Origin of the sequence: Gayadomonas joobiniege G7 (assembly GCF_000300815.1) — a bacterium.
Classification (GTDB): domain Bacteria; phylum Pseudomonadota; class Gammaproteobacteria; order Enterobacterales; family Alteromonadaceae; genus Catenovulum; species Catenovulum joobiniege.
Genome location: NZ_AMRX01000003.1, coordinates 550,650 through 566,113, shown reverse-complemented (window position 1 = coordinate 566,113; position 15,464 = coordinate 550,650). Strand labels below are relative to the sequence as shown.

Sequence of the window (15,464 nt, the reverse complement as noted above, 5' to 3'; positions counted from 1 at the left end):
TTACAGCACCTCAAATTTGCCTGTTTCATTAAACTCATGCATTATCCTAGTCACTATTTTTAGGAGACAACTATGGCAAAACAAATCGTTATTGTGGGTGGCGGAGCCGGCGGCCTTGAACTCGCAACAAAGCTTGGCAACAAGTTCAAAAATACGGCTTCAGTTGACGTTCTGCTGTTAGACAAATATCCCTATCATATTTGGAAACCTTTGTTTCACGAAGTAGCCGCTGGATCATTGGATGTCGATATGGATGGTGTTGACTTTAGAGCGCACGCAACCAACAACCATTTTGAATTTCAAAAAGGTGAGGTGTATCAGCTTGACCGTGAAAACCAAGAAATTTTAATAAAAGCAATTTGTGACGAGCACGGCGAGCAATTGGTACCGCCCCGTCGAGTCAGATACGATACCCTCGTGTTTGCAATTGGTTCAATCACTAATGACTTCAATACAGCCGGTGTTAAAACGCATTGTTTGACATTAGATACCACAAAACAGGCTGAGCAATTCCATAGCAAGATTTTAAACGAGTTTTTAAAACTAAAAGCCAACGACAGTCAGACCTCATTAAAAATTAATATCATTGGTGCCGGTGCAACCGGTGTTGAACTGGCGGCAGAACTATATAAATTAACTGATTTAGTTTCTGTTTATGGCTTTGATAAAATCACACGCAACTCAGTCGAAATTACATTAATAGAAGCAGCCCCAAGAATTTTATCTGCTTTGCCTGAACGCATCTCAGACTCTGCTCTAAAAGTATTAAAAGAGCTTGGTGTTATAGTACGCACTGGTACTATGGTGAAAGAGGCACATGAAAAAGGCGTTGAAACGACAACAGGCGAACTCATCAACTCGAATATAAATGTCTGGTGTGCAGGGGTCAAAGTACCTGAGTTCATGAATAATATTGGTGGCCTCGCAACCAATAAAATCAATCAATTGGTCATCACCGAGACCTTGCAATCCGAGTCAGATGAAAATATTTTTGCAATTGGCGATTGTGCGAGTCTGCAGCAAAAAGATGGTAGCTACGTGCCGCCAAGAGCTCAATCGGCGCATCAAATGGCCGATCAGTGTTATAAAAATATTTGTGCGCAGCTTGATGGGCACGCTTTGTCCGCATTTGAATATAAAGACAAAGGCTCGTTAATATCCTTTGCCGAATATACGTCAGTTGGTTTTTTGTCCAGCGTAACCAATAAAAAGGTTTTTATAGAAGGCAGTATCGCCCGTAAGCTCTATGTCTCTTTATATCGCTTACACCAAGCCGCTTTGCATGGATATGGAAAAATGCTGTTGTTAATGTTAGTTGGCCGTATCAACCGAAGATTACGGCCAAAGCTAAAATTACACTGATTCAGGAATCGCAAGCGCCAATTGCTGCTGAGCCAAAGCACGATTAACTCCACTTAAGAGTGCTTTCACGGCAGCTTGGCTGATACTGGTATCCTGCCCTACACCAAAACAATAATGTTGTTTATCGATTTTTAATTCAACATAACAAACGGCTTCCGTCTGAGAACCTTCACCAATTGAGTGCTCATGATAGCCAGTAACTTCTAACGCTTGGGTGGTTAATGCTGCTAACGCATCAACAGTTGCATCAATTGGTCCATTACCCCCACCTGACAAATTAACCCTCTGCTCGCCAATGACCAATTGAAGCCGCATCACATGTTGATCGCTTTCTTCATGCAATTGATAAGCAGTCAATTGAATATTTTTTTCTGCATCAAAGTAAGTCTGTTTAAACAGTTCCAGGATCTCAGCAGCTTTCATTTCTATGCCTTTAGTATCGTTGACTGCTTGTACAACTTTGCTAAATTCCATTTGCAATTTGCGAGGCAGCTCGTAACCACCATGCTGTTCAAGCAAGAAACTCACCCCCCCTTTTCCCGATTGGCTATTCACCCGAACCACTGCATCATAACTACGATTTAGGTCAGCGGGATCGATCGGCAAATAAGGGACCCGCCAATATTGATCGGTTTTTTGTAATGCCATACCTTTTTTAATCGCATCTTGGTGTGAACCCGAAAATGCGGTAAATACTAATTCACCTGCATAGGGGTGACGCGGATGAACTGGCAATTTATTGCATTCTTCAACAAGTGCAATCACTTGATCCATATCAGAAAAATCTAATTCAGGTGACACTCCTTGCGAATAAAGGTTTAGCGCTAACGTCACTAGGTCTACGTTGCCTGTGCGTTCACCATTGCCAAACAGACACCCCTCTACGCGGTCAGCACCAGCCATCACCGCCAACTCTGCCGCAGCGACCGCTGTCCCGCGGTCATTATGTGGATGAACACTGATGATAATGGCATCACGTTGGTTGATATTTTTATGCATCCATTCAATTTGATCGGCATACACATTGGGTGTGCTCATCTCTACGGTTGCCGGTAAATTCAAAATCATTTTATTTGCCGGTGTCGGCTGCCAAATAGCTGACACTGCGTCGCAGACTTCTTTTGCATAATCCAGCTCAGTGCTAGAAAAAGCTTCAGGTGAGTATTGATATACCCAGTTGACCTCTGGTGCTGTCGCAGTGAGTTCTTTAACCCAACGGGTACCTTGTTCCGCAATTTGTTTAATGCCCGCTTTATCTTTGCGATAAACAATTTCTCTAAAATCCGGTGCTAATGGGTTATACATATGCAAAATAACTTGCTTGGCACCTCGAACACTTTCAACCGTTCGTTCAATTAATTCATATCTGGCCTGTACTAAAACTTCGATAGTCACATCGTCAGGGATATGATTTTTTTCTATTAACAAACGCACAAAATCAAAGTCGATCTGTGACGCCGACGGAAAGCCCACTTCAATTTCTTTAAAACCCATTTTTACCAAAGCTTTAAAAAATTTAAGTTTAGTTTCAATTGACATAGGGTCGATCAAAGCTTGGTTACCGTCTCGTAAATCTGTACTCATCCAGATTGGGGCTTTTTTAATTTGTTTATTTGGCCATTCACGATTTGGCAAATCAACTGGCTTAAACGAACGATATTTTTGTGCGGGGTTTGCTAACATAATATGGCTCCTAAAAAATTATGCTAACTATTATACCGATAAAAATACGAATTTAGATTGCGTATATATGGAGTCAAACCTAAAATAATGAAAATAAATTTCAAAAATTATTTAATTTTAGCAATTTAATTTCAGATAGAGAATTCAATGTGAAACTAGATAACTACGATAAGGCAATCCTTAAAATACTTCAAAGCGAAGGCCGGATCTCTAATCAAGAGTTAGCCGAACGGATTAATTTGTCACCAGCCCCCTGTTTACGACGCGTCAGGCAGTTAGAATCTGTAGGTTTAGTTGAGGCTTATGTGGCATTATTAGATGCTCGTAAGCTCGGCTTAACACTCTTATCTTTTATTCAAATTAGCATGGATAAACATACGCCAGAACGGTTTGCCGAATTTGAGCGTGAGATTGCAAGTTGCCCACAAGTACTAGAATGCCATCTAGTCACGGGTCAGGCTGCGGATTATCTATTAAAAGTGATTGTTAAGGACATGGATGACTTCCAGCAATTTCTGCTCAATCGGTTAACTAGGATAGCAGGTGTCAGTGGTGTACAGTCGTCTTTTGTTTTAAAGTCACCAGTAAAAAGCACCGCCCTCCCTTTGATCGATCATTAAATAAAGCAAAAAAGGTTAACATCCGTTAACCTTTTTTATCAAGCGCGCTTTACAACCACTCAGCTTAAGCTTGTGGTCGCATGTGAGGGAATAATATGACATCTTTAATGGTTGCACAGTCGGCAAATAACATCACCAACCGATCTATACCTATCCCTTCTCCGGCAGTTGGCGGCAGGCCATATTCTAGCGCCGTGATATAGTCAGCATCATAATGCATGGCTTCTTCATCCCCAGCATCTTTTTCTGCCACTTGTTTCATAAAACGTTCAGCCTGATCTTCAGCATCATTTAATTCCGAAAATCCATTCGCTAATTCACGACCACCGACAAAAAACTCAAATCTATCAGTCACAAATGAATTATTATCACTACGTCTGGCTAATGGTGATACTTCCCACGGATATTCAGTAATAAAGGTTGGCTGAATCAGTTTATGCTCAGCCACTGCCTCAAATATCTCTGTCAGATATTTACCAGCGCCCCAGATACCTTCTTGCTCTGGTTCTTTAATACCAAGCGATTTAGCAATATTTTGCAAACCGGCTAAATTGTTCTCTGCATCACGGATAACTTCAGCGTCTAGTTCTGGTGCATGGCGTAATATCGCTTCGGCCATAGTTAAACGTTCAAACGCTTGACCAAAGTCGTAACTGATACTTTCTATCACTTCACCTTCTTCGTTGCGTTTAGTATTTACAACTTCGGTAGTGCCCAGCACGTCTAACGCTAATGTACGCAACATCTGCTCAGTTAAGTCCATTAAATCGTTATAATCAGCATAAGCCTGATAAAACTCTATCATGGTAAACTCTGGATTGTGCCTTGTACTTAACCCTTCGTTGCGGAAGTTACGGTTTATTTCAAATACACGCTCAAAACCACCTACAACCAGACGTTTAAGATATAATTCAGGTGCAATACGCAAATACATATCTATGTCTAACGCATTATGGTGAGTAACAAAAGGTTTAGCCGATGCGCCACCAGGGATCACTTGCAGCATAGGGGTTTCAACTTCCATAAAACGACGCTCGCTTAAAAAGTTGCGAATACCGCTAATCACTTTTGAACGGATTGAAAATACATCACGAGTTTGTTGATTGATCATAAGATCAACATAGCGCTGACGATATTTGGTTTCTTGATCAGATAAACCATGGTATTTTTCTGGCAGCGGACGCAATGATTTGGTTAACAGAACATAGTTTTTCATGTGAACGTATAAGTCGCCTTTGCCAGACTTGTGCACAGGGCCGCTCACACCAATAATGTCACCAATATCCAACGCGCCATATTTTTCTTTTAAATCTTTCTGGACTTGTTTGTCAGCATAGGCCTGAATTCGGCCAGACATATCCTGCAGCGCTAAAAATGGCCCACGTTTTGCCATAATGCGACCAGCAACCGCAACCTGATTGTCTTCATCTTCCAAACCCGCTTTATCTTTTTCACCATGCTCTGCTTGCAAATCAGCAGCATAGTGAGTGCGGTTAAAATCATTTGGATGGCCATTGGCAGCACAGGCTTCACGAATGGCCGCAAGCTTGGCTTTACGCTCAGCAATCAGTTTGTTTTCTTCCTGCGTTTGTATATTTGTATCAGACATTCTTTTTTCCACTCGTGAGGTTAGATACCGGCTTTTAATGCCGCTTCAATAAATGGGTCTAACGCACCATCTAATACCGCTTGGGTATTGCGGTTTTCAACATTGGTGCGCAAATCTTTAATACGGGCGTCATCTAATACGTACGAACGTATTTGACTGCCCCAGCCAATGTCAGATTTACCATCTTCCATTACCTGTTTTTCGGCATTTTGTTTTTGCAGTTCCAACTCGTATAGTTTGGCTTTTAACTGCTTCATTGCCTGGTCTTTATTTTTGTGTTGAGAACGGTCGTTTTGACACTGAACCACTGTGTTGGTTGGCAGGTGGGTGATACGTACCGCAGAGTCTGTTCGGTTTACGTGCTGACCACCGGCACCTGATGCCCGGTAAGTATCAATGCGTAAATCGGCCGGATTGATTTCGATCTCGATATCATCATCCACTTCAGGATAAACAAACGCCGACGCAAACGAGGTATGGCGACGATTACCTGAATCAAACGGTGATTTACGCACTAAACGATGCACACCCGTTTCAGTTCGTAACCACCCAAATGCATATTCGCCACTAATCCGAATAGTTGCTGATTTAATGCCAGCAACATCTCCATCAGATACTTCAATCAGCTCTGTCTTAAATTCGTGTGATTCGGCCCAACGCAGATACATACGTAATAGCATGCTGCACCAATCTTGCGCTTCGGTGCCACCAGAACCTGATTGTAAATCTATATAACAATCCGAGCTATCGTGTGGCCCAGCAAACATACGGCGAAATTCTAAACCAATAATTTTGTCTTCAAGCTCAGCTAGCTCTTGCTGGGCTTCATTAAAGGTTTCTTCATCTTCTGCTTCAACGGCTAATTCAAGCAAACCTTCGACGTCTTCTAAACCTTGCTCGAGTTCATCAATGGTTTTAACCACTAACTCTAAGCTTGCTCTTTCTTTACCAAGTGATTGCGCCCGCTCTGGTTCGTTCCAGACTTCTGGAGATTCCAGTTCTCGGCTGACTTCCTCTAGCTGTTCCGCTTTGGCATCATAGTCAAAGATACCCCCTAAGCATCTGAGTGCGCTCTGCAATATCTTTTATTTTGTTCTGGACTGGATTAACTTCGAACATAGTCTCTCAACGATTAAAAATTCAGGCGCGGATTGTACCTTAAATAACGCGCCTTTGGGTAGTTCCGTCAGTCGTCTTCGTCGAAAATTTGTTCACTTGGCGTTATAAACCCTTCGCAAACTAACGCACTAAACAAATTCAAGTTCGCCGGCTGTTGACAATATGTTTTTAATTCGGCTGCGGTGAACTGTTTATTATCGGCCAACCATTGCGCAAACTGATACTGCTGTGCCGACAAAGATAAAGCCTCACCGTGCACAAATAAGCTGTCATGCAAAAACAAAAAACGCACACCTAAGGTTCGTTGCCAACCATCCAGTTGCTCAATCAATTCGACTAGGTATTCGCTGTCGGCAGCCTCTTCAAAGGTTGGCAGCTCATGTTCGTATTTAGGCTGAGTTAAAAATTGTCCTAGCCATTGATATGTTGCTGCTTTGTTACTTAAAGTTTGCTGTAATAATTTGATTAATTGATCCGCTTTGTCTGTGCTTATCTGGCCTGGTGTTTGGGTTTTTGAAAGTCCTGGATCTGTATATCTCTCAGTAAAACAACTTTCTTGCAATGCAAAATCTGCAAACGCAGATAACAACTCTGTTTGGTTATTGGCTCTAAACCCAACTGAATAATTGAGTGCAGGGGTTTGTGCATACCCCTCATGAGGGCATCCTGGCGGAATATACAAAACATCACCCGGCGCTAAAACTGCATCGATGCATGGCTCAAAACCAGTCACTTGTAATAAATCAGGATGCGGTAATGTTTGTGTCAGAGTTTGTCGCTCGCCCACTTTCCAATGCCGTGAGCCCTGGCCTTGAATAATAAACACATCGTACTGATCAACATGCGCCCCCACACCACCACCCGGTGTAGAAAAACTGACCATAAGATCATCAATGCGCCAGTCCGGTATAAAACGAAAACAATCCGTAAGCTCAGCCGCCTCTGGTACAAAATGATCTACGGCTTGCACTAACAAAGTCCAGTCTGTTCCACCAAAAGCCTGATAGTCAGTTAGTGGTCCATGAGTCACTTGCCATTGCTCTTTTGAACGATAGACAACTCTGCTCTCCACCTCGTTTTCCATGGCCAAACCAGCCAATTCGTCTGCCGACAGAGGATCATTAAAATCGGCAAACATACCACGAATTAAACACGGCTTTTTTTGCCAATAGTCTTGTAAAAATGCGTCTATATCAAATTTATTAAATTTATACATGGTGTTTTTTTTCCAGCAGGGCTTTAATCTGAGCCAGTTCAGCTTTTAAATCAGACAAAGTCGGTTCAGTTTCACCGCGTTCAGCCAGTTTATCAGCTCGTGCTTTCTGGTGCTCCTGCTCCATTACGTTAACCACTATACCTATAACCATGTTCAAAAACGCAAACGCAGACAAAAAGATAAAAGTTAAATAATATAACCAACTCAATGGATAAACCTCCATGGTCTCGTACATCACATCAGTCCAATCCTCAAAAGTCATTACCCTGAACAAGGTTAATAACGCAATCGTAATGTCTCCCCATAAGGTTTCATTAATACTGCTAAACAAGGTGCTACCGACTGCAGCGTAGATATAGAATATTATAAACATCAATAACATAACATAACCCAATTGAGGCAATGCTTTGACTAACGAAGTTAATAAAATTCTTAACTCTGGGATTATAGAAACCATACGTAAAACTCGAAAGACACGAATTAAACGGCCAATGACTGCCATTTCTGAATTATCAATCGGCACTAAACTAACGAGTACAATCAAACTGTCAAAACAGTTCCAAAAGGAATGAAAAAATCGTTTTTTATTGGGATCGGCAATAAAACGTATGCTGATTTCTGCTAAAAAGAAAACAGTAATAAAATAATCCATAATCAAAGTAGCTTGCTGAACTGAGGGGGCTAATGGATAAGTTTTTGCGCCAATAAGCAACGCTGAAATAACAATAATACTTATCACAAACAACTCAAAAGCTTTATTTGATTTTATTTTTTCAAACTTATATTGGATTTTTGCAAAACCAGAATCTGGCGTTTGATTCACAAATGACCTCGATATCATTAAGACAGTAAATTTGCGCGTTATTTTACGTGTTCCCGACACTAACTAGAAGCGAAATCATTTTGCCTATGGTAAAATTTGCGCCCTTAATTTTGCCTTGACTGTATAAACCTACTATGTTGTCGACTTCAGTTTTAACCTTTTTGGATTTTTTTGGCACCGCCGTTTTTGCTATTTCTGGCGCATTAACCGCAGGGCGCAAACAATTTGATATTTTTGGTGTGTTAGTTGTCGCTTTGATCACTGCGATAGGTGGTGGCACATTAAGGGACTTGGTTTTAAACGCCCACCCAATTGCGTGGGTCGAAAATACTGCCTACCTTTATGTGGGCATGGGCGCAGCCTTATCTGCGTTTTTAGTCATGCGCTTTTACCCCATTCCACAAAAAGCGTTAGATACTTGCGATGCAGTGGGACTTGCGTTTTTTGCGATGGCCGGCATTCAAAAAGCTCAAGCGCTTGGTCATGGCACCGAAATTTGTTTAATTATGGGCATAATGACAGGTGTCGCCGGTGGCGTCTTACGCGATATTATTTGCAACGACATCCCTTTGGTCATGCATAAAGAAGTCTACGCAGTGGCAGCACTCGCGGGCGGGGGGTTATACCTATTATTAGTCTACCTTGGTTTAAACGATGGTAGCGCTATGATTATTGGCATGTTAGCGATCTTAGTGTTACGTTTGATAGGCATTTATAAAGGCCTGTCTATTCCTGTGTTGTCGGTTCGAGATTAGTCGCCAACGACTGGTTTTAGCGCGTTTGCGATACTGACCGCAGGCGTACTTAACACTGTAATACCGGGTGATAATTTAAATTGTGCATCTAACCCAATGTCCACCTCGGTCTGAATTAAAAACGCTTTTAACGATCCTTTTTTAAGCATTGCATTCGTCAACCGAGTCGCCGCTTCGCATAGTGGCTCTTTCGGTTTTTGAACCCGTACTAATACAGGGGTATTTTGATAGGGTTCGGCTAAAATAGCGTCTATGCCTTTATTGCGAGTAACCGCATGATATGCAACCCCTTGCAATAAATTAAGCGCCTGCTGATCTGCTTTTGGAAACGCACCACGCCCTTGTTTAAGCACTTTAGATTCACTTTTAATTGGCTGATCTAGGCGGCCACGGGCCAAAGAAACTGCAGCCACTGATTCATCAATGCCAATGTAACGACGCCCGTTAAGGTGTGCTGCGACACAAGTCGTGCCACTACCGCAGAATGGGTCTAATACGAGATCGCCTTCGTCTGTTGATAATTCAATAATCCGCTCTAATAATGACAGAGGCTTTTGCGTGGGATAGCCAACTCTTTCTTTTGCTTTTGGATTCAATGTTGGTATGTCCCAAACATCACTAAGGGGCACACCTTTTTTGGCTTTACCCAGTTCAGATAAACCCTCATCATTTCGGCAATAAACGGATTTATTAAATTTATCCCGTGTGCGTTTGTATAACAGTTGATCAATATTCGTGGTTTCAGAATACCCCGTGTACAAGGTATTAAATTTATACTGATCACTTTTTGAGTAAAAATAAATATTTTGATGGCTCGCCAATAATCCGGTTTGAGCGTTTGACCAACGTTTATAGTGCCAAATGATTTCAGCACGAAATTGCTCACGTCCAAACAAGTTATCTAAAATTGAACGAAGGATATGCTGAGCATTTTTATCACAATGCACAAAGATAGAGCCGGTTTTTTTCAATAGAGGTTTCATCAGAGCCAACCTGGCTTGCATAAAATCGGCATAACCTTGCACACAGCCCCACCTATCATTAAAACTAAAACATTGGGCCTGCTCACGACTTTTTAAGGTATATTTTTTGTCGCTAAAAAAAGGGGGATCTAAATAGATTAAATCGACCGAAGTCTCCTCTATTTTTCTCAGCTGTTGTATGCAGTCGCCCTGCACAATGCTATTTATCACTTGATTTTACTTCTATATAAATTCTTGCTAATCATTAAACTCTGATTGCTGTAGGTAAAAATTCAACGGCTGTGGCCGACCATGGTAAAAACCTTGTTGAACTTGATAACCCAAATCACTTAAACGCTGCGCTTGCTCGTTTGTTTCTATCCCTTCGATCAAAACTTGCATACCCAAAGATTGAACCAACCTAAAAATGCATTCAAAAGTCACTTGGTTGTTATTGAGATCGTTTAAAAAGCATCGATCGACTTTCACTACAGAAGCTGGAAACCTATGTAAATGCGCTAACGACGAATAACCGGTACCAAAATCATCAATACTTAATCTGATCCCGGCTGCAATCAACTTATCAATAGCCCGATCATCTTGCATATTATTAAGGTCTTCCATTAAAACACTTTCGGTTAACTCTATCGTTAAATCTTTGGGTGTTAACCCCTGGGACTTAAGCTCCGTTAACATACGCGTTAATAATCCAGGATCAGTTAAATGCAGACCAGAAATATTGACTGCCATAGTGGTTTTGGCGCCAAACAAGCGCTTTAATTTAACAAGTGCGCTCATTGCTTGGGCAAGAACCCAATTTTCTATGTCGTGGATCAAACCAGTATTTTCGGCAATTTTTATTGTTTCTTCTGGGTCTATAACGCCAAACTGAGGGTTACGCCAACGTAATAATGCCTCAAATCCCAAAATTGTATTAATTTGCAAATTTTTTATTGGTTGGTAATAAACTTCTAATTCGTCATTTTTAATCGCAAATGACAATTTTTGCGCCAACATACTGCGATATTTTAACGTATTTTCCATGCCATGCTGATACCTCTGCCAACATTTTTTTCCTAATGTTTTAGCCCGATACATGGCCGCGTCACCACAGCCGATGAGTCCTTTTACATCATTCGCATCGTACGGAAAAACAGCAACACCTATGCTGGCGGACAGCGACAACCTGTGCTCATTAACGAGCTCATAACTCACAGATACAGACTCAATAATACGTTCAGATAAGGCTGCATAATCAGCTTCGCTTGTCGTTTGCTCGACTAACAATATAAATTCGTCCCCACCAAACCGAGATAAAGTATCACCGGCTCGACAGAATTGTTTTAGGCGTGCACTCACTTCAATCAACACTTCGTCACCAACCTGATGCCCAAGTGAATCATTGATCATCTTAAAGCCGTCTAAGTCTATGTATAAAAGTGCAAATGGATGTTTTTTGCCAACAATACGGTTTTCTAAAGCAGCGGCGATCCCTCTGCGGTTTACCAAACCGGTTAATGGATCAGAGATAGCTTGCTCACGTAAACTTTGCTCAGTTAATTTACGTTCGTGGATGTCAAATTGATGAAGCAAAATGCTACTTTGTCCCTCGTCTGCTGTCGACAAGCTTGCATTTACCCTGAACCAACGCTGGCCATTGACTGTGTATAACAAAATATCTTCTTCGAATGAACCTTTTAGTGTCACTTCGCTCATCAATTGCTGATAAATCCTTGGGTGGCAGAATAAATCACTCAATTGACAAACGTCTGCAGAAAAACTCTCAACAAACAGCTTATTCCCACTGATAAAAGCCCCATTTAATGCAAAGTTTGACAAAATAGCCGAACTTGTGAGAATTTGATTTGACTGCATTTTTACACTACTAGTGGCTTCAACCAACATAGCTAAACGGCCGTCATCTAAATAAATGCCAGAATATTGGCAAAAAGCTTCAATGGGTTTACCACGGGGATAAAAAGTCCAATTTAAATGAATATCGCCCCCACGGCTCAGTGTTTCTTTGTATTGCAAAAGCGTTTTTTTTAACGCCGATGACTGTTCAGAAATCAGATCGCGACTACTAAGCTCATCAAAAGACGGACTATCCCAAAGCTTAAGGGCCGAATCGTTTGCCCAAAGTATACGCCCATGTTCAAAGTCGTATACCCAAACGGCAGTATTTAATTGTTGTAAAGATACCTGCATCTCACTATTCCCTTATCTTCTGCCTTTTGCAGTATATAACAGGAATATCCTAGTGACCACAAAGCTCACCGCAGCGAGCTCGGGATCTAACACAGATTCTTGTGGACAGCATCATACCAATATTTCCCGTGTGACGCGCGAACACCAGATAAAAGACAACTGTCAACATTACACTCGTGTCAATTGATTGCTGAATTAACAATATTAATAAAACGTAAAATAAAATGGAGTCTGCATGAAAATAATAAAATTGGCGTCTACAATCGCAGCAAGCTTGTTTATGCTTGCTTGTAGCCAATCTACTTCAAATAATTACAGTGAATCGAACGCAAATCAAACTTTACCAGAGCTCAATGAAGTTAAACAAAAACCGAATATTCTTTGGATTATTACCGATGATCAAAGAGCTGATAGTATTGCCGCTTTTAACCTAAGCCAAACTGGCAGCAAAAATAGTCCATTAGGTTATGTTGAGTCGCCAAATATAGATGCTTTGGCGGCTGAAGGTACCATGTTCACTCATGCGTATAATCAATCACCGGGTTGTGCACCATCGCGTAGCTCCATGATCACAGGGTTATATCCCCATAAGAGTGGCCGATACGGGTTTGAGCGCACCCATGATCAAACCGATTTGTTTACCCCTCCCGTCCCTGTCGAGCTGCGCAAGCAGGGGTATCAAACCGCTTTGTTTGGGAAAAGTGGTGTCCGTATTTACGAATACAAAAACGGCACAACTTGGAATGATTTAGGTTTTTATGATCAATGGGTTGATTTTAAAAAAGACCTGGCTCATAACAATTTAACCGACTGGGTTAAAATAGAACACTATGACAAAAATTGGAAAAACTTAGGTAAATCAGAGCGCTTCGTTTTTCCAAACGGTCGTGTTGAAGAATACCGAGTAGACAGAGACTTTAATCCAGCAAATAAGCCGCTTGAACAAGAACTAGAGATCTTGCGGGCCCATACCCGAGCTTCAAATACGCTAATTATCGGTGGCCAAAGCCCACAACCGGCCGGCGAAACATTAGACGGCCATATAGTTAAATCATTTAAAAATTTTTTAAATAACCCTGACCGCCCTTATCGAACTCAATTTAATAAAACTTATCAGGGTGTTAAAACAAATCAACCTTTGATGACCAGTTTAAATTTTCATTTCCCACATACCCCAGTACTGCCCCCTAAATCTTTCCGTGATCGTTTTAAAAACAAAGGGTATCAGGTCCCTGAATTTTCTAAAGCAGAAGTTGAAAAACTACCGCCACAATTACAACGATTATATAAAGTCATGAAGATTGATGGTTTAAGTGCGGCAGAAAAACAACAAGCCATTGCTGATTATTATGCGTTTTGTGCATATGGTGATCATTTAATTGGTGAAGCGGTAAACGCCTTTAAAGAATACAGTCGCCAAAATAATCAAGAATACATCATAATGATGACGGTGGGCGATCATGGCTGGCAATTAGGCGAACAAGGCATAGAAGCTAAATTTGGTCCCTATAACACGTCTAACCAAGGTATTATCATTGCAGTTGACTCGCAGCAAAAACGCTTTCCTGCAGGTAAAGTTGTCAATGACTTTGTTGAATACGTTGATCTAGCGCCCAGCATACTCGCCGCCGCAGGCATGGATGTAGCCAAAGAAGCCCCGCATCTAAGTGGGTTTGATTTAGCTAAAGTCATCCGCTCAAAACAATACCACAGAGACTATGTTTTGGCTGAAGTTAACTTTGTCATGGGCCCACGAGCCTATCTACGCAGTGAAACTTTTGCTTTTTCAATGCGAACTCGACCAACTAATGGCCAGCCTGGCAAGAGTTTTGCGCCTGGCGATAGAGTTAAATGGGCGTTAAATGCATCAGATAAAGCCGTAGAAATGGCGCTGTTTGATTTACGCTGCGATCCAGCCGAGCGGAATAACCTTGCTTATCATCCTGCCTATCAAGAAGTTGCCAGCACACTAAGAGACAAGCTCGCACGAATTGTATTAGGCGATGGGCGAGTTGAAGTTGATTGGGAAAAACCTAATAGCTATCACATCAGTAATTTTGCCAAAGGTGCGCATGACCGCAAACTCACTGCGCTAAAAAATTTGCAGTTACCAAACTGTCAAGCAGCCAACTTTTAAGTTAATGAGGTCGGTAGCGAGCTATTGTTTGGCCTGGTGTTTCGCCAAATAGGCGCTTATAGTCTTGGCCAAACTGACCTAGATGAAAATATCCATGTTCAAATGCAAGCTCAGAGATATTTTTACTTTCATCAGGATCAAGAAAGCGCCGTCGGATCTGGTTCAACCTTAACAGGCTAATATATTGTTTTGGACTTAAACCTAAACAGGATTGCATACAATACTGTAAGGTTCGACGGCTTACAAAAGCCACCTCTATTAACGCACCAACCGTCACAGGTTTTTTTAACTTCTCATCATTTAAATACTCATTAACCCGCTTAACCACTCGATAACGCTGCGATGAGTTCAAACCTTCTTGGTTTTCTATTTGATCGGCTTGCAAAATATCCGCAATTGAGTCCAATAAAAGATCGTCACAAGAAGCAGGTAGAAAATTACCTGACATTAAATGTTCAACATAATACTTTACCTGAGCCACTGTAGTGGGTGCGGCCTTGGCCAGTTGTAGGCTGTGGAGATCAGTTTGCTGCGTTTGCAGTAATGACTCAACCACCTGCGTTGGCATCACTAGGCTATAGATACTAAAGTGTTCTGGTGTGACTAATTCAAAATCAGCTAAACCAGAACAATAATACATCTGGTCGCGTTTTCCTGTGCGCCCGTTTATCTTAAAGTCTGCACTGTCACTGAACCCTAACCATAACCCAGCTTCACCTGCTGAACATTGCTGTTTTAACGCACGACTACTTTGCTCAGCAAAAAGTTTTATTTTAGGCAGTGACAAATGTTTAATAGAGCCATAAAAAGCCCCCTCACTGATCTGATCATATTTCTGCTGCCACTCGCCCATGTTGTTTGCTTGAATATTTGCATCAAAATGATCCTGAATATCTAGTTCTGGTGCATTCATTTGTTTATTCATTTTTTTTACCCAAACTTAAAAAACATAACCGATTGATTTAATTAA

Annotated in this window: 12 protein-coding genes; 4 read left to right on the top strand and 8 right to left on the bottom strand. The window is 41.4% G+C overall.

Translation table 11 applies throughout. The features are described from left to right. Nucleotides 1-72 precede the first annotated feature (72 nt). Complete coding sequence (locus C727_RS0106725; RefSeq protein ID WP_017444865.1) at nucleotides 73-1,362, top strand: NAD(P)/FAD-dependent oxidoreductase; 1,290 nt, start codon at nucleotides 73-75, stop codon at nucleotides 1,360-1,362. On the opposite strand, the gene leuA is transcribed toward C727_RS0106725, so the two are convergent. Then, nucleotides 1,354-3,045 (bottom strand): 2-isopropylmalate synthase, encoded by a 1,692-nt coding sequence (gene leuA, locus C727_RS0106720; RefSeq protein ID WP_017444864.1) that lies wholly within the window; start codon nucleotides 3,043-3,045, stop codon nucleotides 1,354-1,356. The genes C727_RS0106725 and leuA overlap by 9 nt on opposite strands. A gap of 149 nt (nucleotides 3,046-3,194) precedes the next feature. Here leuA and C727_RS0106715 point away from each other — a divergent pair, with 149 nt between their 5' ends. Beyond that, the gene (locus tag C727_RS0106715) at nucleotides 3,195-3,665 is read left to right on the top strand and encodes an Lrp/AsnC family transcriptional regulator (protein ID WP_017444863.1); all 471 of its coding nucleotides are present in this window, start codon (nucleotides 3,195-3,197) and stop codon (nucleotides 3,663-3,665) included. Between the two features lie 64 nt (nucleotides 3,666-3,729). Here the strand turns inward: C727_RS0106715 and lysS are convergent, their stop codons facing one another. The 4 genes from lysS to C727_RS0106695 all read right to left on the bottom strand — a co-directional run bounded on the left by lysS (nucleotide 3,730) and on the right by C727_RS0106695 (nucleotide 8,450). After that, a complete protein-coding gene (lysS, locus tag C727_RS0106710) occupies nucleotides 3,730-5,274 on the bottom strand; it encodes a lysine--tRNA ligase (RefSeq protein ID WP_017444862.1) in 1,545 nt (514 codons plus the stop codon). Between the two features lie 20 nt (nucleotides 5,275-5,294). Continuing rightward, nucleotides 5,295-6,393, bottom strand: a protein-coding gene (gene prfB / locus C727_RS0106705; RefSeq protein WP_162131388.1) for a peptide chain release factor 2 whose coding sequence is annotated in 2 segments (ribosomal slippage) — nucleotides 5,295-6,317 and nucleotides 6,319-6,393 — 1,098 coding nt in all. Because the reading frame shifts where the segments join, the coding sequence is not laid out codon by codon here. A 67-nt stretch (nucleotides 6,394-6,460) separates the two neighbouring features. Beyond that, the gene (locus C727_RS0106700; protein ID WP_017444860.1) at nucleotides 6,461-7,609 is read right to left on the bottom strand and encodes a cupin domain-containing protein; all 1,149 of its coding nucleotides are present in this window, start codon (nucleotides 7,607-7,609) and stop codon (nucleotides 6,461-6,463) included. Then, nucleotides 7,602-8,450, bottom strand: coding sequence for an ion transporter (locus tag C727_RS0106695; RefSeq protein WP_051008725.1), 849 nt, complete (start codon nucleotides 8,448-8,450; stop codon nucleotides 7,602-7,604). Before C727_RS0106695 ends, C727_RS0106700 begins: the two co-directional genes overlap by 8 nt. Nucleotides 8,451-8,566: 116 nt before the next feature. On the opposite strand from C727_RS0106695, the gene C727_RS0106690 reads away from it, so the two are divergent. Beyond that, the gene (locus tag C727_RS0106690; RefSeq protein WP_017444858.1) at nucleotides 8,567-9,187 is read left to right on the top strand and encodes a trimeric intracellular cation channel family protein; all 621 of its coding nucleotides are present in this window, start codon (nucleotides 8,567-8,569) and stop codon (nucleotides 9,185-9,187) included. Here the strand turns inward: C727_RS0106690 and C727_RS0106685 are convergent. Then, on the bottom strand, nucleotides 9,184-10,380 hold the full coding sequence (locus C727_RS0106685) for a DNA methyltransferase (protein WP_017444857.1): 1,197 nt from the start codon (nucleotides 10,378-10,380) through the stop codon (nucleotides 9,184-9,186). The two genes, C727_RS0106690 and C727_RS0106685, sit on opposite strands and share 4 nt — an antisense overlap. Nucleotides 10,381-10,407: 27 nt before the next feature. Then, a complete protein-coding gene (locus tag C727_RS0106680; RefSeq protein WP_017444856.1) occupies nucleotides 10,408-12,357 on the bottom strand; it encodes a putative bifunctional diguanylate cyclase/phosphodiesterase in 1,950 nt (649 codons plus the stop codon). 235 nt (nucleotides 12,358-12,592) lie between these two features. Between C727_RS0106680 and C727_RS0106675 the strand changes: the two genes are divergently transcribed. Further along, nucleotides 12,593-14,494 carry a sulfatase-like hydrolase/transferase gene (locus C727_RS0106675; protein WP_017444855.1) on the top strand — a complete coding sequence of 634 codons (1,902 nt, stop codon included), beginning with the start codon at nucleotides 12,593-12,595 and terminating at the stop codon, nucleotides 14,492-14,494. A gap of 1 nt (nucleotide 14,495) precedes the next feature. Here the strand turns inward: C727_RS0106675 and C727_RS0106670 are convergent, their stop codons facing one another. Continuing rightward, on the bottom strand, nucleotides 14,496-15,419 hold the full coding sequence (locus C727_RS0106670; protein WP_017444854.1) for a helix-turn-helix domain-containing protein: 924 nt from the start codon (nucleotides 15,417-15,419) through the stop codon (nucleotides 14,496-14,498). Nucleotides 15,420-15,464: the final 45 nt, after the last annotated feature.